General features: G+C 69.2%; 18 protein-coding genes and 1 riboswitch. Of the genes, 15 read left to right on the top strand and 3 right to left on the bottom strand.

Translation table 11 applies throughout. The features are described 5' to 3' along the window. Positions 1-287: 287 nt before the first annotated feature. From coxB to ACIRR9_RS09130, 4 genes are all read left to right on the top strand, one after another. Complete coding sequence (gene coxB / locus ACIRR9_RS09115; protein ID WP_403749216.1) at positions 288-1,250, top strand: cytochrome c oxidase subunit II; 963 nt, start codon at positions 288-290, stop codon at positions 1,248-1,250. Continuing rightward, positions 1,247-2,980 carry a cytochrome c oxidase subunit I gene (gene ctaD / locus ACIRR9_RS09120; protein WP_316782447.1) on the top strand — a complete coding sequence of 578 codons (1,734 nt, stop codon included), beginning with the start codon at positions 1,247-1,249 and terminating at the stop codon, positions 2,978-2,980. The genes coxB and ctaD overlap by 4 nt, the downstream gene beginning before the upstream one ends. Continuing rightward, positions 2,977-3,375: a cytochrome c oxidase subunit 4 gene (locus ACIRR9_RS09125; protein ID WP_123977818.1), complete on the top strand. Its 399-nt coding sequence runs from the start codon at positions 2,977-2,979 to the stop codon at positions 3,373-3,375. The genes ctaD and ACIRR9_RS09125 overlap by 4 nt, the downstream gene beginning before the upstream one ends. A 151-nt stretch (positions 3,376-3,526) precedes the next feature. Beyond that, positions 3,527-4,789 carry an Ig-like domain-containing protein gene (locus ACIRR9_RS09130; protein WP_403749219.1) on the top strand — a complete coding sequence of 421 codons (1,263 nt, stop codon included), beginning with the start codon at positions 3,527-3,529 and terminating at the stop codon, positions 4,787-4,789. Positions 4,790-4,893: 104 nt separating this feature from the next. Here ACIRR9_RS09130 and ACIRR9_RS09135 read toward each other — a convergent pair whose 3' ends face one another. Beyond that, entirely contained in the window at positions 4,894-5,295 is a 402-nt protein-coding gene (locus tag ACIRR9_RS09135; protein WP_403749221.1) for a hypothetical protein, read from the bottom strand. Positions 5,296-5,473: 178 nt separating this feature from the next. Here ACIRR9_RS09135 and ACIRR9_RS09140 point away from each other — a divergent pair, with 178 nt between their 5' ends. From ACIRR9_RS09140 to ACIRR9_RS09170, 7 genes are all read left to right on the top strand, one after another. Beyond that, positions 5,474-6,094: a heme-copper oxidase subunit III gene (locus tag ACIRR9_RS09140; protein ID WP_123977821.1), complete on the top strand. Its 621-nt coding sequence runs from the start codon at positions 5,474-5,476 to the stop codon at positions 6,092-6,094. Between the two features lie 76 nt (positions 6,095-6,170). After that, on the top strand, positions 6,171-6,983 hold the full coding sequence (locus tag ACIRR9_RS09145; protein WP_403749223.1) for a c-type cytochrome: 813 nt from the start codon (positions 6,171-6,173) through the stop codon (positions 6,981-6,983). Next, positions 6,980-8,041: a Rieske 2Fe-2S domain-containing protein gene (locus ACIRR9_RS09150; RefSeq protein WP_403749226.1), complete on the top strand. Its 1,062-nt coding sequence runs from the start codon at positions 6,980-6,982 to the stop codon at positions 8,039-8,041. Before ACIRR9_RS09145 ends, ACIRR9_RS09150 begins: the two co-directional genes overlap by 4 nt. Further along, complete coding sequence (locus ACIRR9_RS09155; RefSeq protein ID WP_403749228.1) at positions 8,038-9,678, top strand: cytochrome bc complex cytochrome b subunit; 1,641 nt, start codon at positions 8,038-8,040, stop codon at positions 9,676-9,678. The genes ACIRR9_RS09150 and ACIRR9_RS09155 overlap by 4 nt, the downstream gene beginning before the upstream one ends. 132 nt (positions 9,679-9,810) lie before the next feature. After that, positions 9,811-10,875, top strand: a complete 1,065-nt coding sequence (gene trpD, locus ACIRR9_RS09160) for an anthranilate phosphoribosyltransferase (protein ID WP_403749231.1) — start codon at positions 9,811-9,813, stop codon at positions 10,873-10,875. A gap of 153 nt (positions 10,876-11,028) precedes the next feature. Beyond that, positions 11,029-11,145: riboswitch (SAM riboswitch) on the top strand. A gap of 166 nt (positions 11,146-11,311) precedes the next feature. Continuing rightward, the gene (locus tag ACIRR9_RS09165) at positions 11,312-12,673 is read left to right on the top strand and encodes an aminotransferase class V-fold PLP-dependent enzyme (RefSeq protein ID WP_403749233.1); all 1,362 of its coding nucleotides are present in this window, start codon (positions 11,312-11,314) and stop codon (positions 12,671-12,673) included. Between the two features lie 68 nt (positions 12,674-12,741). Next, entirely contained in the window at positions 12,742-14,898 is a 2,157-nt protein-coding gene (locus ACIRR9_RS09170; protein ID WP_403749235.1) for a PQQ-binding-like beta-propeller repeat protein, read from the top strand. A gap of 22 nt (positions 14,899-14,920) precedes the next feature. Here ACIRR9_RS09170 and ACIRR9_RS09175 read toward each other — a convergent pair whose 3' ends face one another. Beyond that, the gene (locus ACIRR9_RS09175) at positions 14,921-15,202 is read right to left on the bottom strand and encodes an Lrp/AsnC family transcriptional regulator (RefSeq protein WP_123977828.1); all 282 of its coding nucleotides are present in this window, start codon (positions 15,200-15,202) and stop codon (positions 14,921-14,923) included. Further along, positions 15,199-15,942 (bottom strand): rhomboid family intramembrane serine protease, encoded by a 744-nt coding sequence (locus ACIRR9_RS09180; protein ID WP_403749237.1) that lies wholly within the window; start codon positions 15,940-15,942, stop codon positions 15,199-15,201. Before ACIRR9_RS09180 ends, ACIRR9_RS09175 begins: the two co-directional genes overlap by 4 nt. 152 nt (positions 15,943-16,094) lie before the next feature. Between ACIRR9_RS09180 and ACIRR9_RS09185 the strand changes: the two genes are divergently transcribed. From ACIRR9_RS09185 to ACIRR9_RS09200, 4 genes are all read left to right on the top strand, one after another. Next, positions 16,095-16,334, top strand: a complete 240-nt coding sequence (locus ACIRR9_RS09185; protein ID WP_123977830.1) for a hypothetical protein — start codon at positions 16,095-16,097, stop codon at positions 16,332-16,334. 40 nt (positions 16,335-16,374) lie between these two features. Then, positions 16,375-17,718 (top strand): NYN domain-containing protein, encoded by a 1,344-nt coding sequence (locus ACIRR9_RS09190; RefSeq protein ID WP_365336062.1) that lies wholly within the window; start codon positions 16,375-16,377, stop codon positions 17,716-17,718. 211 nt (positions 17,719-17,929) lie between these two features. Then, positions 17,930-18,964 carry an NlpC/P60 family protein gene (locus ACIRR9_RS09195; RefSeq protein WP_403749238.1) on the top strand — a complete coding sequence of 345 codons (1,035 nt, stop codon included), beginning with the start codon at positions 17,930-17,932 and terminating at the stop codon, positions 18,962-18,964. Between the two features lie 424 nt (positions 18,965-19,388). After that, a complete protein-coding gene (locus ACIRR9_RS09200) occupies positions 19,389-20,405 on the top strand; it encodes an NlpC/P60 family protein (protein WP_403749240.1) in 1,017 nt (338 codons plus the stop codon). Position 20,406 lies beyond the last annotated feature (1 nt).

Consider the following 20,406-nt stretch of genomic DNA (forward strand, 5'->3'; position numbering starts at 1 on the left):
AGCGTTCCCAAGGACAGCCGACCCAGGGGCGCGGGGAACTGCGCGAGCAGCCCCCACGCACCCTCACCCGCAACGCAAACCGCGACAACCCGAGCTAACAGGCGCCCAATCCCACCCTTAAGGAGTGACCCGCGGCGCGTATGCCCCCCTCCCCGCGACCCCCCGAATCGCGTCGGCTAGGGTTTGGTCCGCATAAACATCCAAACCCCTGCCCGACGCAGGGCGGCGACCGACCAGCGAGAAGGCCGCAGCCGAACCGCCGGGCGAGACTCTCGGGAAGGCGCTACGTGAGTCCCAACGGCTCCGACCGCTCGCCGCGGCGCCCGATGCGGCGGAAGCTGCTGCAGGCAATGACCGCGGGCCTGGTCCTTGCGACCGCTACCGGTTGCACATACAAGGACTTCCCCCGCCTTGGTATGCCCACCCCGACCACGGAAGAGGCTCCGCGGATCCTCTCCCTGTGGCAGGGCTCCTGGGCCGCCGCGCTCGCCGTCGGCGTGCTGGTGTGGGGTCTGATCATCTGGAGCGCCATCTTCCACCGGCGCAGCCGCACCAAGATCGAGGTCCCGGCACAGACCCGGTACAACATGCCGATCGAGGCCCTGTACACGGTGGTCCCGCTCATCATCGTCTCGGTGCTGTTCTACTTCACCGCGCGGGACGAGACGAAGCTCCTCAGCCTCACCGACAAGAAGCCCGACGTCACGGTCAACGTGGTCGGCTTCCAGTGGAGCTGGGGCTTCAACTACATCACGCCCGTCGACGGTGTCACCGGCGACGCGAAGACCGACCCGAACCTGAGCGCCATTCCGGACCGGTTCAAGAACGCGTTCCCGGCCGCCGCCGGCGGTGTCTACGACGTCGGTACGCCGGGCACGAAGAACCCGCAGACCGGCAACCCCGGTCCGACGCTCTGGCTCCCCAAGGGCGAGACCGTCCGCTTCGTCCTCACCTCGCGTGACGTCATCCACTCCTTCTGGGTGGTGCCGTTCCTGATGAAGATGGACGTCATCCCGGGTCACACCAACGCGTTCCAGGTGACTCCGAACCAGGAGGGCACCTTCCTCGGCAAGTGCGCCGAGCTCTGCGGCGTCGACCACTCCCGGATGCTGTTCAACGTGAAGGTCGTCTCCCCCGAGCGTTACCAGCAGCACCTCAAGGACCTCGTCAAGAAGGGGCAGACCGGTTACATTCCCGCCGGCATCGCGCAGACGAGCCACGAGAAGAACCGGGAGACGAACAACCTGTGAGCATCCTCAACGAACCCCAGGGTGCCGCGGCAGCTGAAGGCTCTTACGCAGATGAGCTGCCGGTCAGGCGCAAGCAGCCCGGCAACGTGGTCATCAAGTGGCTCACCACCACCGACCACAAGACCATCGGAACGCTGTATCTGGTCACGTCGTTCGCGTTCTTCCTGATCGGTGGAGTGATGGCGCTGCTCATGCGCGCCGAGCTCGCTCGCCCCGGTCTGCAGATCATGTCGAACGAGCAGTTCAACCAGGCGTTCACGATGCACGGCACGATCATGCTGCTGATGTTCGCGACGCCGCTGTTCGCCGGCTTCACGAACTGGATCATGCCGCTCCAGATCGGCGCGCCGGACGTCGCCTTCCCGCGGCTGAACATGTTCGCCTACTGGCTCTACCTGTTCGGCTCGACCATCGCCGTCGGCGGCTTCCTCACCCCGCAGGGTGCGGCCGACTTCGGCTGGTTCGCCTACTCCCCGCTGTCGGACGCGGTCCGTTCGCCGGGTATCGGCGCCGACATGTGGATCATGGGTCTGGCCTTCTCCGGCTTCGGCACCATCCTCGGTGCGGTCAACTTCATCACCACGATCATCTGCATGCGTGCGCCGGGCATGACCATGTTCCGCATGCCGATCTTCGTGTGGAACGTGCTGCTGACCGCCGTGCTGGTCCTGCTGGCCTTCCCCGTCCTCGCCGCCGCGCTGTTCGCGCTGGAGGCGGATCGGAAATTCGGGGCACATGTCTTCGACGCCGCAAACGGCGGAGCACTGCTCTGGCAACACCTCTTCTGGTTCTTCGGCCATCCAGAGGTGTACATCATCGCGCTGCCGTTCTTCGGCATCATCTCCGAGGTCATTCCGGTCTTCTCCCGTAAGCCGATGTTCGGCTACATGGGTCTGATCGCGGCCACCATCGCGATCGCCGGTCTGTCCGTGACGGTGTGGGCCCACCACATGTACGTCACCGGCGGTGTGCTGCTGCCGTTCTTCTCCTTCATGACCTTCCTGATCGCGGTACCGACCGGTGTGAAGTTCTTCAACTGGATCGGCACCATGTGGAAGGGATCGCTGTCCTTCGAGACACCGATGCTCTGGGCCACCGGCTTCCTGATCACCTTCACCTTCGGTGGTCTGACCGGTGTCATCCTGGCCTCGCCCCCGATGGACTTCCACGTCTCCGACTCGTACTTCGTGGTGGCCCACTTCCACTACGTGGTCTTCGGTACGGTCGTCTTCGCGATGTTCTCCGGCTTCCACTTCTGGTGGCCGAAGATGACGGGCAAGATGCTCGACGAGCGGCTCGGCAAGATCACCTTCTGGACGCTGTTCATCGGCTTCCACGGCACCTTCCTGGTGCAGCACTGGCTGGGTGCCGAGGGCATGCCGCGTCGTTACGCCGACTACCTGGCGGCCGACGGCTTCACCACGCTGAACACGATCTCGTCGATCAGCTCCTTCCTGCTCGGCCTGTCGATCCTGCCGTTCCTCTACAACGTGTGGAAGACGGCCAAGTACGGCAAGAAGGTCGAGGTCGACGACCCGTGGGGTTACGGCCGTTCGCTGGAGTGGGCGACCTCCTGCCCGCCGCCGCGGCACAACTTCCTCACCCTGCCGCGGATCCGCAGCGAATCCCCGGCGTTCGACCTGCACCACCCTGAGATCGCCGCCCTGGAGCAGCTGGAGCACGGTCACGCCGCCGCCGCTGTCACGGGCAGCAAGGAGGCCGGCAAGTGAAGATCCAGGGCCGCATGTTCGTGTGGCTGAGCGTCTTCGTCCTCGCCATGGCGATCGTCTATGGCGTGTGGTCGAAGGAGGCCGCCGGTACCACGGCGCTCTTCATGGCCTTCGGCCTGTGCATCATGATCGGCTTCTACCTGGGCTTCACGGCCTCGCGGGTGGACGCCGGTGCCCAGGACAACAAGGAGGCCGACGTCGCGGACGAGGCCGGCGAGGTGGGCTTCTTCAGCCCGCACAGCTGGCAGCCGCTCGCCCTCGGTGTCGGTGGCGCGCTGGCCTTCCTCGGTGTAGCCGTCGGCTGGTGGCTGCTGTACTTCTCGGCGCCCATCATCCTGTTCGGTCTCTTCGGCTGGGTGTTCGAGTACTACCGCGGTGAGAACCGCACCCAGTAGGCATGCGCCGAGCGCACCGGGAGCCCGGATCCTCCATCAGGAGGGTCCGGGCTCCCGGCATTCGCGCCTCAGGTCACTTTCGGTGCAGTGTCGGTCCCTCGTACGGGTGACCCACCGTGCCGGTACCGAAAACATCTCATAGCTTGACAATATGAGTCACTCTCCGTGCGCCCGTACCGTCGTCAGCTGCACCCTGCTGGTGATCGCCCTCGGAGTAGGCGTCACCGCCTGCCATTCGGGCGGCAATCCGCTGGCGGACAAGCCGTATGACGCGGCGGACCAGATCTCCTTCAGCGCCCCCACCGGTGAGGGGAAGCGGGCCGACCCGGACAAGCCCCTGGAGGTCGTCGCCAAGAACGACGACGACCGCATCACGGACGTCACGGCCGAGGACGCCACCGGGCGCCATGTGGCGGGCGAACTCGACGCCGACGGCCGCCGCTGGCACAGCACCTCCCCGCTGGCCGCCAATGCCCACTACACGGTCCAGATCAGCACGGAGGACGCGGACGGCGCACCCGGCCGCAAGGTCCTCACCTTCGACACCAGCGTGCCCACCACCAGGCAGCGGCTGAAGGTCACCTTCGGCCCCAAGTCGGACGAGTACGGCGTGGGGCAGCCCGTCACCGCCCAACTCGACCAGCCGGTCAAGGACAAGGCCCAGCGTGCCATCGTCGAGCGCGCCCTCAGGGTCGACTCCGTCCCCGCCGTGCAGGGCTCCTGGTACTGGGTGAGCGACAAGGAACTCCACTACCGCCCCATGGACTACTGGCCCGCCCACGCCACCATCCGGGTGCACAGCAACCTGGACGGCGTCAGGATCAGCGACCGCCTCTGGGGCGGCGCGGCCACGCCCGTCACACTCACCACCGGCGACAAGCTCCTCGCCCTCACGGACGCCGGCGCCCACCAGATGACGGTCTACAAGAACGACAAAGTGATCAACACCATCCCGATCACCACGGGCAAGCCCGGCTACGAGACCCGCAACGGTGTCAAGGTCGTACTGGAGAAGCAGTACTTCGTACGCATGAAGGGCACCACGGTCGGCATCGCCGAGGGCACCTCGGACTCGTACGACCTCCCGGTCTACTACGCCACCCGGGTCACCTGGTCAGGGGAGTACGTCCACGCGGCCCCCTGGTCGGTGGGCTCCCAGGGCTATGCCAACGTCAGTCACGGCTGCACCGGCATGAACACCTCGAACGCCGAGTGGTTCTTCGACACCTTCCGCCCCGGCGACCTGGTGAAGGTCGTCAACTCCAACGGCGAGGAGATGGAGCACTTCGGCAACGGCTTCGGCGACTGGAACATCGCCTGGAAGGACTGGCGCAACGGCAGCGCCCTCGTCAACGGCACCCCGGACGCCCCGACTCCGCAGGACGCGGAGCGCTTGCAGCCGACGTCGGTGTGAGAAACCAGAGGCACGGGGCGGTAGCCGATATGCGGCTACCGCCCCGCGGGCACGACCAGCCACGAACGACCGGCACTCGCGCATCCACCGCGCCCCGCTGCGTCCTAGGCGCTCTGCAGCCTCTTCTGCCGCAGCAAAGACGCCAGCGCGGCCGCGAACTCCACCGGATCCACCGGCAGCGTCACAGCCGCGTCCGCACGGCTCCACGTAGCCAGCCACGCGTCCTGCGGCCGCCCGATCAGCACCAGCGCCGGCGGACAGTTGAAGATCTCGTCCTTGATCTGACGGCACACCCCCATGCCCCCCATGGGCACGGCCTCGCCGTCCAGGACGCACACATCGATCCCGCCCTTGTCCAGTTCGGCGATGACGGCCTGGGGCGTCGCGCACTCCAGGAACTCGACGAAGGGCACATCGGGAGCCGGCCGCCGGCCGGAGGCCAGCCGTACCTGCTCGCGGGTGTTGGAGTCGTCGCTGTAGACCAGCACCGTGGCGGTCGGCTGCATTGTTCCTCCGAGACGTCAGCGTCGTACGGACAGGACCGATGCGCCGGATGCTACTCCCATGAACACCTCGTCAACACCTGTTGGAACACCGCTTCGATGGGCCATCCGGGCACTACACACGGGGCGGACACTCCGAACGGCACCCCCCGGAGTGAGCGCGAGATAAGCGACCGACATAATGTCGGTCGTGGCGACAGCAACGACAGTAGAAACCGGGCACGCGCACCCGTCGGTCAACAGGCCGAACCTCACCAGCGTCGGAACCATCATTTGGCTGAGTTCCGAGCTGATGTTCTTCGCGGCCCTCTTCGCGATGTACTTCACCCTGCGATCGGTGACCGGCGAGGCTCACTGGAAGGAGATGGCGAGTCATCTCAACATCCCCTTCTCGGCGACCAACACCACGATCCTGGTGCTCTCCTCCCTCACCTGCCAGCTCGGCGTGTTCGCCGCCGAGCGCGGGGACGTGAAGAAGCTCCGGGGCTGGTTCATCGTCACCTTCATCATGGGCGCGATCTTCATCGGCGGTCAGATCTACGAGTACACGAGCCTGGTGAAGGAGGACGGCATCTCGCTCTCCTCCGACCCGTACGGTTCGGTGTTCTACCTGACCACCGGCTTCCACGGCATGCACGTGACGGGCGGCCTCATCGCCTTCCTGTTCGTCCTGGGGCGCACCTACGCGGCGAAGAGGTTCACGCACGAGCAGGCGACCGCGGCCATCGTCGTGTCCTACTACTGGCACTTCGTCGATGTCGTCTGGATCGGCCTCTTCGCCACGATCTACCTGATCAAGTAGCCGGGCCGGCCCCACGCGCCGTAGAAGCGCACAACCAAACGCATCGACGCAGAAGATCCTGACACCGGGGTAATCCGTGAAAAAGCTCTCCGCACGACGACGCCATCCGCTGGCGGCGGTCGTCGTCCTACTCCTCGCGCTGGCATGCACAGGAGGGCTGTACGCCGCGTTCGCACCCGCGAGCAAGGCGCAGGCCGATGAAACGTCCCAGTCCCTGACCATCGAGGAGGGCAAGAAGCTCTACTCGGTCGGCTGCGCCAGCTGCCACGGCACCGGCGGTCAGGGTTCGTCCGACGGCCCCAGCCTGGTGGGCGTGGGCGCCGCGGCCGTCGACTTCCAGGTCGGCACCGGCCGGATGCCGGCCGCCACGTCGCAGGGCCCGCAGGTCGTCAAGAAGAAGAACATCTACACCCAGGCCCAGATCGACCAGCTCGCGGCGTTCATCGCCTCGCTGGGTGCCGGTCCCGCGGTTCCGACCACGGACCAGTACGGCCCTGACGGTGCCGACATCGCCGCGGGTGGCGAGCTCTTCCGCACCAACTGCGCGCAGTGCCACAACTTCGTCGGCTCGGGTGGCGCGCTGACCAAGGGCAAGTTCGCGCCGGACCTGCAGGGCGTCGACCCGAAGCACATCTACGAGGCCATGCAGACGGGCCCGCAGAACATGCCGTCCTTCCCCGACACGACGCTGTCCGAGAAGAACAAGAAGGACATCATCGCGTACCTCGACTCGGTCAACAGCAGCAAGACGGTGAACCCCGGCGGTCTCGACCTGGGCGGCCTCGGGCCGGTCAGCGAGGGTCTGTTCGCGTGGATCTTCGGTCTCGGTGCGCTGATCGCGGTCGCCGTCTGGGTCGCCGCTCGGACCGCAAAGGCCAAGAAGTCATGAGTAGCCAAGACATTCCAGAAGAGAACCTGCCTGCTGAGCAGGACCACCACGCGCACGGCGCCGTGAGCGTCGCGGACGAGAAGAACCCGTTCGCGGACCCGGGTCTGCCGCCCCACGAGCACCGGATCCAGGACATCGACGAGCGGGCCGCCAAGCGGTCCGAGCGCGTCGTGGCCATGCTGTTCACGGTGTCGATGCTGGCCACGGTCGGCTTCATCGCCTCCTATGTGACGATCCCGAAGGACAAGGCGATCTTCGTCTTCCCGATCGGTCACATCAGCGCGCTGAACTTCGCCCTGGGCCTGACCCTCGGTGCGGCGCTGTTCTGCATCGGCGCGGGCGCGGTCCACTGGGCCCGCACCCTGATGTCCGATGTGGAGGTCGCCGACGAGCGGCACGCCATCTCGGCCGAGCCGGAGGTCAAGGCCAAGGTCCTGGCCGACTTCAAGCAGGGCGCGAAGGAGTCGGCGATCGGCCGGCGCAAGCTGATCCGCAACACGATGTTCGGCGCGCTGACCCTGGTCCCGCTCTCCGGTGTCGTGCTGCTGCGCGACCTCGGCCCGCTGCCCGGCACCTCGCTGCGCCACACGGCGTGGTCGAAGGGCAAGCTGCTCGTCAACATGAACACCAACGAGCCGCTGCGTCCCTCCGACGTCGCCGTCGGCTCGCTGACGTTCGCCAAGCCCGAGGGCGTCGAGGAGTCCCAGGAGGACTTCCAGAACGTGATGGCGAAGGCGGCCCTGATGATCATCCGGCTGCAGCCGGACAACATCAAGGACAAGCGCGAGCTCGAGTGGTCGCACGAGGGCATCGTCGCCTACTCGAAGATCTGCACCCACGTGGGCTGCCCGATCTCGCTGTACGAGCAGCAGACCCACCACGTGCTCTGCCCGTGCCACCAGTCCACCTTCGACCTCTCCGACGGTGCCCGAGTGATCTTCGGCCCGGCCGGTCACGCCCTGCCGCAGCTGCGCATCGGTGTGAGCGAGGAGGGCTACCTCCAGGCGCTGGGCGACTTCGAGGAGCCCGTCGGTCCTGCCTTCTGGGAGCGCGGATGAGCACTAACGAGAACTCCGAGTCCCGCGACGAGCGCGGGAAGGCACCGGCCGGCGAGCGTGTCGCCGACTGGGCCGACGGACGGCTCGGGATCTACTCCCTGGCCAAGTCCAACATGCGCAAGATCTTCCCCGACCACTGGTCGTTCATGTTGGGCGAAGTGTGCTTGTACAGCTTCATCATCATCATCCTGACGGGTGTGTATCTGACGCTGTTCTTCCACCCTTCGATGAACGAGGTGGCGTACCACGGCAGCTACGTCCCGCTCCAGGGACAGCTGATGTCCGAGGCGTTCAACTCGACCCTGCACATCTCCTTCGACGTGCGCGGTGGTCTGCTCATCCGGCAGATCCACCACTGGGCCGCGCTGATCTTCCTCGCCGGCATGTTCGTGCACATGATGCGCGTGTTCTTCACGGGCGCGTTCCGCAAGCCGCGTGAGATCAACTGGCTGTTCGGCTTCCTGCTGTTCGTCCTGGGCATGTTCACCGGCTTCACCGGTTACTCGCTCCCGGACGACCTGCTCTCCGGCACCGGTGTCCGCTTCACCGAGGGCGCGATCCTGTCGATGCCGATCGTCGGCACCTACATCTCGTTCTTCCTCTTCGGCGGGCAGTTCCCCGGCCACGACTTCGTGGCCCGGTTCTACTCGATCCACATCCTGCTGCTGCCGGGCATCATGCTCGGCCTGATGGTGGGCCACCTGATCCTGGTCTTCTACCACAAGCACACGCAGTTCGCGGGCCCCGGAAAGAGCGAGAAGAACGTCGTCGGCATGCCGCTGCTGCCGGTCTACATGGCCAAGGCCGGAGGCTTCTTCTTCCTGGTCTTCGGTGTCATCGCGGCCATCGCGGCGACCACCCAGATCAACCCGATCTGGGCCATGGGCCCCTACCGTCCGGACCAGGTGTCCACCGGCGCCCAGCCCGACTGGTACATGGGCTTCGCCGAGGGTCTGATCCGGTACATGCCGGGCTGGGAGATCAACATCTGGGGCCACACCCTGGTCCTGGGCGTCTTCATCCCGCTGGTCCTGTTCGGTCTGGTCCTCGCGGCCATCGCGCTCTACCCGTTCATCGAGTCCTGGGTCACCGGCGACAAGAGCGAGCACCACATCCTGGACCGCCCGCGCAACGCCCCGACCCGCACCGGGTTCGGCGTCGCCTGGGTGACCGTGTACATGGTGGGTCTGATCGGTGGTGGCAACGACCTCATCGCCACCCACTTCCACCTGTCGATCAACGACGTGACCTGGTTCGTCCGGATCTTCTTCTTCGCCGGACCGGTGATCGCGTTCATCGTCACCAAGCGCATCTGCCTCGGCCTGCAGCGCCGGGACAAGGAGAAGGTGCTGCACGGTCGCGAGACCGGCATCATCAAGCGGCTGCCGCACGGTGAGTTCATCGAGGTCCACGAGCCGCTCTCGCAGGAGCAGCTGCACACCCTCACGGCCCACCACCAGTACGAGCCGGCCCAGGTCGGTCCGGCGGTCGACGAGAACGGTGTCGAGCGCAAGATCAAGGGGTCCGAGAAGCTCCGCGCCAAGCTGAGCAACGCCTACTACGGCGAGGACAACCAGATCCCGAAGCCGTCCGTCGAGGAGTACAAGGAGATCACGAGCGGCCACGGCCACCACTGATCGACGCGTCGCCACGCCTCGGTCGAAGGGCCCCCGTCCGGTGTACGGACGGGGGCCCTTCGCCGTGCTCGGAGCTGGATAGGGTGGGGTTCACAACCACTATTCGTTGGTACGACGATCAGGAGCGGCCTTATGAGCGCTGTGACCCCCGCTGGAGGCGACACCGCGGCGGGCCGTTCCTGGCCCGAGGTACTGAACGCGCTGCTGTACGGCAAGGACCAGAGCGCCGACGCCACGGCCTGGGCGATGGACCAGATCATGCGCGGCCAGGCGACCGACGCGCAGATCGCGGGCTTCGTCGTCGCCCTGCGGGCGAAGGGCGAGACGGTCGAGGAGATCAACGGCCTCGTCCGCACGATGTACGAGCACGCCAACGTCATCGAGGTGCCGGGCCGCACCGTCGACATCGTCGGTACCGGCGGTGACGGCGCGAAGACGGTGAACATCTCGACGATGTCGGCGCTGGTGGTGGCCGGCACGGGGGCGAAGGTCGTCAAGCACGGCAACCGCGCGGCCTCCTCCGCGTCCGGGGCCTCCGACGTCCTGGAGAAGCTGGGCGTCAACCTCGACCTGACCCCGCAGCGGGTCGCCGAGGTCGCCGAGGAGGCCGGCATCACCTTCTGCTTCGCCATCAAGTTCCACCCGGCGCTGCGCTACGCGGGCGCCGCGCGCGGCCAGTTGGGCATCCGCACGGTGTTCAACATCCTCGGCCCGCTGACCAACCCCGCCCGGGTGCGGGCCCAGGCGGTCGGCGTCGCGGACCCGCGCATGGCCCCTGTCGTCGCGGGCGTCTTCGCGGAACGCGGCAACTCCTCCCTGGTCTTCCGCGGCGACGACGGTCTCGACGAACTGACGACGACCGCCACGTCCCGGGTCTGGATCGTCCGCGACGGCAAGGTCACGGAGGAGACCTTCGACCCGAGGGACGTCGGCATCGACCTGGTCCCGGTGGAGGCGCTCAGGGGTGGCGACCCGTCGTACAACGCGGAGGTCGCCCGCAGACTCCTGGACGGCGAGACCGGCCCGGTACGGGACGCGGTACTGCTGAACTCGGCGGCGGCCCTGGTCGCCCTGGACCCGGGCGCCGGGACCCTGGCCGAACAGCTCCGCGCCGGTATGGACCGGGCGGCGGAGTCCATCGACTCGGGCGCGGCCAAGCGGGCACTGGAGCGCTGGGCAGCGGCGACGCACAAGTAGGGGCCGCGGCCGCCGGGCTGAGGCGCGGTCCGGCACCGCCGGACCGCGCCGTCGCGGCTGATCGCCGTCTCGGCGGAGAAAAGAGAAACTCCCCGTCCCGTCATCCGGACAGGAGTTGCGCGGCGGCGATCACTTCCCGTACGTTTCCATCCAGGTCATGAGTGACAGTCATGAGGCCCCGGCCGACTGTCCGGCAACCCTCCGTCCGTGGCGGGGTGCCCCGGGTGAAGACCAGGTCGTAGGCAGCGAGGTCTACGGCAAGCGCGGACCCCTCGACACACCAGGGGTCCTGGTCGTACGAGGGAGCCTTCTGTGAGCAAGCGAATGCGATAGGGCGTCGAGCCCCGCCTCCGCGTACCTCTTTTTTCGCCCTTCCCCGTGCCGTCGACACACCGTCCGGCACGGCGGTCCCGCGCACCCTCACAGGAGTTCCGCCATGTCCGTCTCCACCGCTGCCTCCGGCCAGACCATTTGTGCCCCGCTGCCCGTTCTGGGACGAGATGTCACCGTCCCGCTCGTCACCGGCGGCGAGGTCACCTACGCCGCCCTCGACTACGCGGCGAGCGCCCCCGCCCTCCAGCGGGTCTGGGACGACGTGGCGGCGTACGCCCCCTACTACGGCAGCGTCCACCGCGGCGCCGGCTATCTCTCCCAGCTGTCCACGGACCTCTTCGAGAACGCCCGCCGGACCGTCGCCGGGTTCCTCGACTGCCGCCCCGACGACCAGCTGGTCTTCACCCGCTCGACGACGGACTCCCTGAACCTCCTGGCCCGCGCCCTCCCCGCCGACTGCCAGGTCTTCGTCTTCGAGACCGAGCACCACGCCTCCCTGCTGCCCTGGCAGGACGCCCGGGTCAGCTACCTCGACGCCCCGCGCACCCCGCGGCAGGCGGTGGAGACCCTGGAGCGCGCGCTGGCCGACCGCGACCCGTACGGTCCGGCCCTGGTCTGTGTCACCGGCGCCTCCAACGTCACCGGCGAGCTGTGGCCCGTACGGGAACTCGCGGCCGCCGCCCACGCGCACGGCGCCCGGATCGTCCTGGACGCCGCCCAGCTGGCCCCCCACCACCCGGTGTCCGTGCAGGACCTGGACGTCGACTGGATCGCGTTCTCCGGCCACAAGCTGTACGCCCCCTTCGGCTCCGGCGTCCTGGCCGGCCGCGCCGACTGGCTGCAGGCGGCCGAGCCGTACCTCGCGGGCGGCGGCGCCAGCCGCAGGGTCACCCGGCGCGAGGACGGGGGAGTGGCCGTGGAGTGGCATGAGAGCGCCGCCCGGCACGAGGCGGGCTCGCCCAACGTCATCGGTGCCTACTCCATCGCCTCCGCCTGCAAGGCGCTGACCGAAGCCGGCTTCGACACCCTGGTCGCCCGCGAGCGGTACCTGATCGAGAAGGTGCGGTCCGGTCTGGCCGAGGTCCCGGAGGTCCGGATCCTCTCCCTCTTCGGCGACGACGCCCCGCGCGTCGGTGTCATCTCCTTCGTCGTCGAGGGCTGGAACAGCTCCCACTTCGCCGCCGCCCTCTCCGCCGAGTACGGCATCGGCGTCCGCGACGGCCTCTTCTGCGCCCACCCGCTGGTCCGCACCCTGCTCGGCTCCGACCCCCAGACCCAGGGCGAGTGCGGGGCACCGGAGGCGGCACCGGGCGAGAAGTCCCTGAACGCGATCCGGGTGAGCTTCGGCGCGGGCACGCCGGATGAGCACGTCGAGCGCTTCGTCAACGCGGTGAAGGAACTCGTCCGCAACGGCGCGAAGTGGAACTACCGTACGGAGGACGGCCGTTGCGTACCGGCCGTCTGACGTACTGAAGCCCGGCCGCGCGTATACGCTCCTCTCGGCGGCACTACGGAGGGCAGGGGGAGCACGGGGTGCGGGAGCTGCGGGACACGGATCCTCGGACCGTCGGTCCCTACGAGGTCCGGGGCAGACTCGGATCCGGCGGCATGGGCGAGGTGTACCTCGCCGAGGCACGCGGTGGCCTGCGGCTCGCGGTGAAGGTGGTGCGGGCCGAGTACGCGGAGGACCGCACCTTCCGGGCCCGGTTCCGGCACGAGGTGCGGGCCGCGCAGACCGTCGGCGGGGCGGGGACCTACACCGCGCGGGTCGTGGACGCGGACACCGAGGCATCCCGCCCGTGGATGGCCACCGAGTACGTGGACGGGCCGAACCTGCGGGACGCGATCCTCGACGGCGGCCCCCTGCCCGGCGACGCGGTACGGCTGCTCGCGGCCGCGCTCGCCGAGGCGCTGGCCGCGATCCACGCCAGGGGCCTGGTGCACCGGGACCTCAAACCCTCCAACATCCTGCTGGCGGCGGACGGCCCCCGGGTCATCGACTTCGGGATCGTCCGGGCCCTGGAGGGGACGGCGCTGACCCGGACCGGGGTGATCGTCGGGTCGGTCGGCTATGTCTCGCCCGAGCAGATCCGCAACGGCGCCCGGGTGGGACCCGCCAGTGACGTCTTCTCGCTGGGCGCGGTCCTCGCGTACGCCGCCGGCGGGCGGGAGCCCTTCGGCGAGGGCCAGGACTCGGTCGTACTGCTGCGGATCCTGACCGGGGACGTCGACCTGTCCGCCGTACCGAAGGACCGTCTGGCGCTCGTGGAGTCGTGTCTGCGCGACGATCCCGGGGCGCGGCCGGCACCCGCCGACGTGGTCGCGGCGGTGGGGCACACGGCGGACAGTCTGCGAAAGGGGCTGCGGGCGGGCTGGTACACGGGCGGCCCGCCGACAGAGCGGGGAATCCCGGACAGCGGCGCGCGCTGGATGCCGGAGGACGGCTCGGGGGAGCGGGACAGCCGGGTCGAGTACATGGCGCCGGTGACGGTCACGGACACCCCCACGGTCACCTCGGAGGACCCCGCCCCGCCTTCCCGGCGACGCCTGCTGGCGGCCCTGGCGGGCGGTACGGCACTCGTGGCGGCCGGGAGTGTCGGCGGGTGGCTGTGGCTGCGGGACTCCTCCAGGAGCACGGGCCTGGTGGTCCGGGGAGGGAGCGGAGGCAAGGGCACGGTCTCGTCGGCGGCGGCCGAGGTGGGCTGGCAGTGCCGGGTCCAGGGGCTCGGCGGCCGCCGCGGCCCGTGCGCGGCGGTGTCGCCGGACGGGCGCCTGGTGTACGTCGGCGGGGCGGACGGCTCGCTGCACGGGCTGGAGCTGAACGGCCGTCCCCTCTGGAGCACCCCGCTGGGCGGCCCGGTGATGCCCCCGCTCGCCACCGCCGACGGCGCGTACTGCCTGCTTTTCGACGACCGGGAGGGCTCCACCAGGCTCTGTGCGCTCGGCCGGGACGGCAGGGTGCGCTGGACCAGGCCGCTCGCCGGGAGCAGCCAGTTCCCGGTGGCCGCGGGCGAGCTGGTCCTGGTGTCCTACGGCTCGACGGACGCGGGCGGGGTGCGCGCCTACGCCCCCGACGGCGGCGTGGCCTGGTCCGCGCCGACCGGGCCCGCGCCCACCGGCGAGCCCATGGTGGCGGGCGGGGTGGTGTACGTCGGTACGTTCGGGGACCGGCTGCAGGCTCTGGACGCGAAGACCGGGAAACGGCTCTGGGCGACGGCCGCCGGCAGCGACACCGGCCGGCCCACGCCGGTCGGGGACGTCCTGGTGGTCGGGTCGGGCGGCGAGCAGATGCTGCACGGCATCAGCCGGGCGGGCAAGGCGCTCTGGAACCGGGCCGGCAACGAACTGCCGAGTGCGAGCCGCTATTTCACGAGCGTGGCCTTCGGCGGCCTGGCCGTCACCGCGAGCGCCTTCGAGCTGTTCGCCCTGGACCCGGCCGACGGATCGAAGGCGTGGACCTTCGCGCTCACCGACGAGGGCACCCAGTACAGCGACCCCACGGTCGCGGGCGACACCCTCTATGTACGCCAGGGCTCGACGCTCTACGGCGTGAACCGCAAGGGCAGGCGCACCTGGCGGAAGCGCGTCGAGGGCGGGGCGTCCGTCGGCACCCAGAGCCCGGTCGTCCGCGACGGCCGGATCTACGTCGCGACCGCCGACGGCATCACCGTCCTCGCCCTCGGGGACTAGGACCTGTCCGGCCGGACAGGTCCTAGCTGTCCAGCCCGATGGCGAACGCGGCCTCCAGGTCGTGCTGGGAGTACGTGCGGAACGCGACGTGCGTGTCCGTCGCCTCCACGCCCTGGATCTTGCTGATCCGCCCGGGGATGACCTCCGCCAGGTCCTCGTGCTGCTGGACCCGGACCATGGCGATCAGGTCGTACGTACCGGTGACGGAGAAGACCTCGCTGACACTCTCCAGCCCGGCGATCTGTTCCGCGATCTCGGGGATCCGGTCCACGCTGGTCTTGATGAGGACGATCGCGGTGATCACGGCTGGTTCTCTCCCTCGGGTGCCGGGGCTCGGGCGGTCCTCACTTTAGTCCTACGGCCGTAGCGGACCCACGCGTAGCCGAAGCCGAGCCCGAAACCGACCAGGTGGGCGAGGTAGGCCACACCCGGTCCGGCGGCGGCCTGCCCCAGGGCCAGCCACTGCAGCGCCGCCCAGAACGGGAGCACCACCCAGGCCGGGAAACGCAGGGGCAGGAAGAGGAGGAAGGGGAGAAGACTGGTCACGCGAGCGCTGGGGAACAGGTACAGGAACGCTCCGAGGACCGCCGAGATCGCCCCGGAGGCCCCCACCAGCGACTGCTGGGAGGCGGCATTGGCGGCCGCGTAGCCGAGCAGCGCGAGATAGCCGCAGCCGACGTAGAAGAAGGTGAACGCCACGCGGCCCATCCGCTCCTCCGTCATCGCCCCGAAGACGAAGAGGAAGAGCATGTTGCCGAGCAGGTGCACCCAGCTGCCGTGGATGAACAGCGCCGTGGCCGGGGTGAGCGCCTCCCGCGCCGGTCCGTCGAACAGCTCGGCGGGGACCACCCCCCAGTGGCGGAAATACGCCCGCTGGGCGGCGGCCAGGGTCTCCCCGGTGCCGTAGGACGGCGTCAGGCCGGAAGCAGGGCCGAGTACGAAGATCAGGCAGCACACGGCGATGAGGGTGTACGTCATGGGCGCCGACGTGTTCCTCAGGCTCCGCAGGGCCCGGCCGGCCGTCGTGTTCCAGTTGCCGATCATGGACATAGAGCATGGCGTAACGGGACGCACCGGCGCAGATCGCCTCGCCGCCGTGGACAGGCGGGCGTCGAGTACCCGCCAGGCCGTAGGGTTACGAGCCACACGCGTCGGGACGGCGCGTCACGGACACTAGAAGGAAGCGAACAGTCACGATGACGGTTCCCCTGCCGACCGCCACGACGCGGTGGCGCTGCACACTCTGCGGCAACCTCACGCGCTTCGACGTGACCCGCTCGTCGAAGGTCGTCGAGTACGTCCACCTCGACCTGGCCGGGGAGGCCAAGGTCGAGGAGCGCGAGGTGGTCAGTGAGACCATCGAGTCGGTGCGCTGCCGCTGGTGCAACGCGGTGGACCAGGTGGAACTCGTGGACAGGCCGGGCGCCGACTCCTGAGACCGGGAGGCGGCCCCGCACAGGTGATGGGGTGTGACGGATGGTGGAGACCACAGGCGGGGGGCCGGGCGACGGCACCGCCGAGGTGCTTGACCGTCCGTTGCCCGACGGCGTGCGACGGCGGGTCGTACAGATCGTGTCGGAGGGCTTCGGCGGGCTGACGATCGCCGAACTCCCCGCACAGCTGCGGCAGTACGCGCGCTTCGCCCCGAACCGTCGGGCCAAGTTCGCCGGGAACGCGATGGCGGCCGCGCTGGAGACGGACACCCTCTTCCGGCAGCGGATCGGGGAGAAGCTGAGAGAGGCCCAGCCGGAACTCGCAGGCGCCCTCGACTCCGGCTCCCCGCCCCCGGCCGCGGACCCGCTCGATGTGGCGGCCGCGGCCTATGTACTGCGCCCCACGGGCTGGGTGAAGCTCGTCGCGGCGGCCGGCGAGGAGGCCCAGCGGGCCGACGCCGAGCGCGCCGACGAGGAGAGCCGCGCCGAGCTGGAGCGGCTGCACGAGGAGCTCGACCGGGCCCGGGAGCAGACCCGTTTCGAGACGGAGCGGCTGCGCGTCGAGCTGGACGCGGCGAAGAAGGAAGCGGACTCGCTGCACCGCAAGCTCCGTGCCGCCCTCAGTGACGTCAAGCGCGGCGAGGCCGCCCTGCGCAAGCTGCAGGGCGAGATGGAGGCGGGGCGGGCCGAGGGGCAGGCCCAGGTGTCCGCCGCCGAGAGCGAGAGCCGGCGGCTCAAGGCCCGGCTCGGCGAGGTCGAGGCCGCCCTGGAGGCCAGCCGCCGGGCCGCCCGCGAGGGACGCAGCCTCGAGGACATGCGGCTGCGGCTGCTGCTCGACACCGTTCTCGACTCGGCCCAGGGGCTGCGCCGCGAGCTGGCGTTGCCGCCGGTGTCGCTGCGGCCGGCCGACACCGTGGACGCGGTCGAACCGGGACGGATGACCCCGAAGGACATCGCCGCCCGTGCGCTGTCCGAGCATGATCCCGCCATCCTCGACCAGCTGCTCGCCCTGCCGCAGGCGCATCTGGTCGTCGACGGCTACAACGTGACCAAGACCGGTTATCCGCAGATGCCGCTGGAGAAGCAGCGGCTACGGTTGCTCGGTCAGCTCTCCCAGCTCGCCGCGCAGACCGGCGCGGAGGTCACGTGTGTCTTCGACGGTGCCGAACTGGTCGCGCCGGTGCTGCTCGCCCCGCCGCGCGGCGTCCGGGTGCTGTTCTCGAAGCCGGGTGTCACGGCGGACGAGCTGATCCGTCAGCTGGTGCGGGCCGAGCCGCCGGGCCGTCCGGTGATCGTCGCCTCGACCGACCGCGAGGTCGCCGACGGGGTCGCCAAGGCGGGTGCCCGACCGGTGGCTTCTGCGATGCTTCTGAAGCGACTGTCCTGAACGTTCAATTCGCATACGCAATGCCCGAATTGACCGATGCGTCGAGCAACGTTGGGTCAATCAAACGTCACGGCACGTTAGTTATGTGCAAAGAGTGTGTTGCGTGACCAGATTTTTGGCTGTTGGGATTTGAACTGATCACAAGAAGGTCACTAGGGTCTGGCCTCGAACCTCCACACGGGTGATCACTCAAACGAAGGAGCCCGTCTCCGTGGCGTCCCATCGTCGACCCAAGCAGCCGAGTCGCGCGCGCGTGACCGTGCTGACCACCGCAGCCGCCGCTGCCGTCGTCCTCAGTGCCAACGCCGCCAACGCGGCGCCCAGTGAGAAGCTGAGCAAGGACGAGGTCAAGGCCAAGGTCGACAAGCTCTACGAGGAGGCCGAGCAGGCCACCGAGAAGCTCGATGGCGCCAAGGACAAGCAGCAGAAGCTGCAGAAGGAGATATCCACGATCCAGGACAACGTGGCCCGTGGACAGGAAGACCTCAACAAGCTGCGCGACAGCCTCGGTTCGCTGGCCACCGCGCAGTACCGCTCCGGCGGCATAGACCCGTCCGTCCAGCTCTTCCTCTCGTCCAACCCGGACGACTACCTCGACAAGGCCTCCACGCTCGACCAGTTGAGCAGCCAGCAGGTCGAGGCCCTGAAGAAGATCCAGGACAAACAGCGCGAACTCGCCCAGGAGCGGGCAGAGGCCTCCGACAAGCTCAAGGACCTCTCCGCCACCCGCACCGAGCTGGCCAAGCAGAAGACCGCCGTCCAGGGCAAGCTCGCCGACGCGCAGAAGCTGCTCAACACCCTGACGGCCAAGGAGAAGGCCGCCCTGGACGCCGAGCAGGCCCAGGCCGCCAGCCGCTCCACCGCCCGCGTGGACCTCGGCAACACGGGCTCCGCCTCCAGCCGGGCCGCCGCGGCCTTCACCGCCGCCCAGGGTGTGATCGGCTCGCCGTACGTCTACGGCGCCTCCGGCCCCTCCTCGTTCGACTGCTCGGGCCTGACCTCCTGGGCCTACGCCCAGGCCGGCGTCACCATCCCGCGCACCTCCGAGGCGCAGGCCAACGCCGGCACCCGCATCTACAGCGCGAGCGACCTCAAGGTCGGCGACCTGGTCATCTTCTTCGGCGACTACCACCACGTCGGCCTCTACGCCGGCAACGGCCAGGTGCTGCACGCCCCGCACACCGGCGCCGTGGTCCGCTACGAGGCGATGAGCGACATGACCTTCGAGTTCGGCGTCCGGATCTGACCTCCGCCGAGACTCCGAGGCCGCTCAAGATCACGACATGGGGTCGTCCGAACGGGCGAACCGCGTCGGCCTGATGTGACCCCCGCCCCGCCCCTGACCTGCGTCGGAGGCGGGGCATCGTGTTGTGCGCCCAGGGCGAGCCTTTGGCCGTTGCGCGGCCGCGCGGCTAGCATCGCCGCGTCCAGCGACGGAAGTCGTCGGACCTACCGCCGGACGGGCGGGAAGTCACGCCTGCGGAGGCTGTGTGAGACCGACCCACACGGGTCGGCAGCGGCCTGTGAAACAGGAACCCGCGGTGGCGCCGCTGAGCGGTGCGGACCGGAATCCGCTGCCCTGGGCAGGGGAGGACGTCAATGTCCGGCGCGTTTCCCCCGGTGCCGGGGGAGACCGTCGGCGTCCGACGATCGAAGGAGTGCGGCTTCCTGTGAGGTCCCATCGACGGCCTGTGCCGTCCGGGTTCGACCGGGGCGCCGGTGCCGCCCTCTGCGTGCTGTCGGCCGCGGCCGCCGCGCTCGGCGCCGTACCGGCGAACGCCGCCCCGCACGGGGACGGCCGCGCCGAGGTCGACCGGCTGTACCAGCAGGCCGAGGAGGCCACCCAGGCCTACGACAAGGCCGACGAGCGGGCCGTCGCGCTGCGCCGCGAGGTGAGCGACGCCCAGGACCTGATCGCCCGTCAGCAGCAGCGCATCAACACCATGCGGGAGGCGCTCGGTTCGCTGGCCGGCGCCCAGTACCGCTCCGGCGGCCTCGACCCCACCGTGGCCCTGCTGTTCTCCGACGACCCCGAGGACTACCTCGCCAAGGCGTCCCTCCTCGACCGCATCGACGTCCGCCGGGCCGGGCAGCTGAGGGAGCTGCGGGCGGCGCTGCGCGAACTCGCCCAGGAGCGCTCCGAGGCCGCCGGCGAGCTCGCCGAACTGGAGCGCAGCCGCGAGGCGGTCGCCACCCACAAGGTCACCGTGGAGCGGAAGCTCGCCGCGGCCCAGCACCTGCTCGACACGATGTCCGCCGCCGACCGCGCCGCCTTCGAGCACGCCTCCCGGGGTGACGGCCGCGACGACCTGCCCGACCTCTCCGGTCTCGTTCCCCCGAACGGCCGAGCCGCCGCCGCGATCGCCGCCGCCCGCGCCGCCCTCGGCAAGCCCTATGTCTGGGGGGCGAGCGGCCCCTCCGGCTTCGACTGCTCGGGCCTGATGCAGTGGGCGTACGCACACGCCGGGATCCACCTCCCGCGCACCTCGCAGGAGCAGCGCTACGCCGGCCACCAGGTCCCGCTCTCCCAGGCGCAACCCGGTGACCTGGTCGTCTACCGCTCCGACGCCAGCCATGTCGCCATGTACGTCGGCCACGGCCAGGTCATCCACGCCCCCTACCCGGGCGCCCCGGTCCGCTACGACCCGGTCGGGATGATGCCCGTCTCCTCGGTCACCCGGCCCTGAC

Source organism: Streptomyces sp. NPDC101234, from assembly GCF_044767525.1.
In the GTDB taxonomy this organism is placed as follows: Bacteria; Actinomycetota; Actinomycetes; order Streptomycetales; family Streptomycetaceae; genus Streptomyces; species Streptomyces sasae.

What these genes read in the sequence shown, in the direction of transcription:
- ACIRR9_RS09130 (WP_403749219.1), top strand. Translation starts at nt 3,527, where the DNA reads ATGAGTCACTCTCCGTGCGCCCGTACCGTCGTCAGCTGCACCCTGCTG.
- ACIRR9_RS09135 (WP_403749221.1), bottom strand. Translation starts at nt 5,295, where the DNA reads ATGCAGCCGACCGCCACGGTGCTGGTCTACAGCGACGACTCCAACACC.
- ACIRR9_RS09140 (WP_123977821.1), top strand. Translation starts at nt 5,474, where the DNA reads ATGTCGGTCGTGGCGACAGCAACGACAGTAGAAACCGGGCACGCGCAC.
- ACIRR9_RS09150 (WP_403749226.1), top strand. Translation starts at nt 6,980, where the DNA reads ATGAGTAGCCAAGACATTCCAGAAGAGAACCTGCCTGCTGAGCAGGAC.
- ACIRR9_RS09155 (WP_403749228.1), top strand. Translation starts at nt 8,038, where the DNA reads ATGAGCACTAACGAGAACTCCGAGTCCCGCGACGAGCGCGGGAAGGCA.
- trpD (WP_403749231.1), top strand. Translation starts at nt 9,811, where the DNA reads ATGAGCGCTGTGACCCCCGCTGGAGGCGACACCGCGGCGGGCCGTTCC.
- ACIRR9_RS09165 (WP_403749233.1), top strand. Translation starts at nt 11,312, where the DNA reads ATGTCCGTCTCCACCGCTGCCTCCGGCCAGACCATTTGTGCCCCGCTG.
- ACIRR9_RS09180 (WP_403749237.1), bottom strand. Translation starts at nt 15,942, where the DNA reads ATGATCGGCAACTGGAACACGACGGCCGGCCGGGCCCTGCGGAGCCTG.
- ACIRR9_RS09185 (WP_123977830.1), top strand. Translation starts at nt 16,095, where the DNA reads ATGACGGTTCCCCTGCCGACCGCCACGACGCGGTGGCGCTGCACACTC.
- ACIRR9_RS09190 (WP_365336062.1), top strand. Translation starts at nt 16,375, where the DNA reads ATGGTGGAGACCACAGGCGGGGGGCCGGGCGACGGCACCGCCGAGGTG.